2 protein-coding genes and 1 pseudogene are annotated in these 2,626 nt (G+C 68.0%); all 3 read right to left on the reverse strand.

The window, feature by feature from the left end; all coding sequences use genetic code 11:
• Positions 1–430 (reverse strand): annotated as a pseudogene (locus WAN71_RS04155) (homogentisate 1,2-dioxygenase); the annotation flags it as partial.
• Between the two features lie 152 nt (positions 431–582).
• Positions 583–1,557, reverse strand: a complete 975-nt coding sequence (locus WAN71_RS04160; protein ID WP_422224119.1) for an NADPH:quinone oxidoreductase family protein — start codon at positions 1,555–1,557, stop codon at positions 583–585.
• 32 nt (positions 1,558–1,589) lie between these two features.
• Positions 1,590–2,597, reverse strand: a complete 1,008-nt coding sequence (locus WAN71_RS04165) for an acryloyl-CoA reductase (RefSeq protein WP_422224120.1) — start codon at positions 2,595–2,597, stop codon at positions 1,590–1,592.
• Positions 2,598–2,626: the final 29 nt, after the last annotated feature.

Raw genomic sequence — 2,626 nt, forward strand, 5'->3', positions numbered from 1 at the left:
GGCGCCAGGTGCACGCCTTGGGGATGTACAGCCAGTCGCCCGCGCGGTAGGGCAGCGGCCCGAACTCCGTCTCCAAAAGACCCGTGCCCTGGTGCACAAAGCACAGCAGATCACCGTCGACGTGTCGGGTGTAAAACGGCATCGGCGCCTGCCGGCGGGAGAGTGAGATGCGGCAGTCAGCGTTGGCGAACATCAACAGTGGCCCACCGCTGGCGTCGGCGGCGTCGCTCGGCTTGAGCTCGCTGCACAGCACGTCGATGGGGCGCAGCGGACCCTGCGACCGGTACGCGGTGGGGTCGTGGCGGCGGTACATATTGGCGGTTCGGCCGGTGAATCCGCCCCGGCCGAGCTCGTCATCTCTGAGACCGTCGAGGTCGGCGTGCAGGCGACGCGGTGTCCTGCCTTTACGCAGGTGAATAAAGGATTCCATGAACGACTCCAAGGTTGCGACAGCGTCGGCGGCAAGGCGGAACTGAAAGTGACATTACTTTTTGTTTTGCTCCGGCACAAGGGCCGGCGTCGCCCCAGAGTCCGCCGAGACTTAAACCATTGCGCATTATCCCGGCGTGCCTTCGCTGACGTTTAAGTGTCGCGGACGCGTACGACGACCTTCCCCTTAGCGGTGCGATTCTCCAACGATGCGATCGCCGCGGCGGCCTCGTCCAGCGGGTAGACCACCGGCTCCGGTGGAGCCAGCCGACCCGACGCAAGCAGCTGCTCGAGTTCGGCCCACTGCTCGGTAAGCGCACCGGGGTGGGTGCCTGCCCAGGCGCCCCAGCCGACACCGACCACGTCAATGTTGTTGAGCAGCAGCCGATTCACTTTCACCGTGGGTATTTCGCCGCCGGTAAAGCCGATCACCAGCAGCCGCCCTCCGGGAGCAAGCGAGCGCAGCGAGTCGGTGAACCGGTCGCCGCCGACGGGATCGACCACCATGTCGACCCCGCGGCCGTTCGTCAATTCTTTTGCCGCGTCCTTGAATCCGTCGGCGAGTACGACGTCAGTCGCGCCCGCTGCCGTCGCGATCTCGGCTTTGTCTGCACTGCTGACCACCGCGATCACCCGGGACGCCCCGAGTACCGGCGCCAACCGCAGCGTGGACGTGCCTATCCCGCCGGCTGCGCCGTGCACTAGCACCGTCTCGCCGGACTGCAGCCGCCCACGGATTGTCAGCGCGAAATACATGGTCAGGTCGTTGAACAGCAGGCCGGCGCCCGCCGTGAAGCTCACGTTGTCCGGAAGCTTGAACACGCGGTCGGGTGCGAGCACCGCGACTTCGGCCATGCCGCCGGTGAGCATGGTTAGCCCGACAACTCTGTCGCCGGGACGCACATGGGCGTCGTCGGGTGCCGATCGGACCACGCCGGCGATCTCGGCGCCCAGCACGAACGGCGGATCGGGCTTGTACTGGTAGAGGCCGCGGGTGAGGAGCGCATCCGGAAACGCCGCTCCCGCCGCGTGCACCTCGACGACGACGCCGTCGCCGGTCGGTTCGTCGATTTCGCCAACCTCGACCGCGTCCGGACCATCGAGTCGAGTCAACTGTGCTGCGCGCATAGCCGAATAGCCTACGGGCGGACCCAGCCCGCTCAGAACCCGCCGGCCACGCGCACCACAGCGCGACCGGAGAACCGTCCGGCACGCACCTGGTCGAGCACGGCGATCACGTCTTTGACGTCGACTTCCGTGGTGATGGTGTCGAGGTGGCGCGGGCGCAAGGAGTTGCCCAGCCGCCCCCACAGCTCACGGCGCGGGCCGATCGGCATCAGCACCGAATCCATGCCCAGCAACGCGACGCCGCGCAGGATGAACGGCAGCACCGTGGTGTGCAGCGCGGGGCCGCCGGTCAGTCCGCTGCAGGCCACCGCACCGCCATAGTCGACGGCGCTGAGCACATCGGCCAGCGTCGCGCCGCCCACGCAGTCCACTCCGCCCGCCCAGCGCGCCTTGGCCAGCGGCCGCGGCTTGGCGTCTGGATCGGCGGGCAGCCGACCGATAACCTCAGCGGCACCAAGGTCTTTCAGCCGTTGGCCGGCTCCTGTGTCCTGGGCCTTGCCGCTTGAGGCCACCACGTGAAAGCCGGCCCCGGCGAGCAAGTCCACGCTGATCGAGCCGACGCCGCCGGTCGCCCCGGTCACCACGACCGCTCCGGCGCCGGGTTGCACGCCCCAGTCGATGAGTGCCCGCACGCTCATCGCGGCGGTGAAGCCGGCGGTGCCGATGGCCGCGGCGTCGTGCGCACTCAGGCCGTCCAGCCGCACGACCTGATCAGCGGGCAGCCGAGCGTATTCGGCGTAGCCGCCGTGGTGCCCGGTGCCGATCTGGTAGCCGTGCGCGACGACGGAGTCGCCGACCGCGAAGTCCGGTGACTGTGACTCGACAATCTCGCCGGCCACATCGATGCCCGGTACGACGGGGTAGTCGCGCACCACCCCGCCGCCAGGGGTCAGCGCCAGCGCGTCCTTGAAGTTGACGCTGGAATACAGCACCCGGATCGTCACATCGCCGGGCGGCAGGTCCTCCGGATGGAGGGTCTCCACCGTAGCGGTGATCTGGTCGCCTTCTTGGCGCGCGAGGAGCGCTTGAAACGTGTCCATGCCTCGACGCTAACCTTCCGGAATGGATT

Origin of the sequence: Mycobacterium sp. (assembly GCF_049280035.1) — a bacterium.
Lineage (GTDB): Bacteria > Actinomycetota > Actinomycetes > Mycobacteriales > Mycobacteriaceae > Mycobacterium.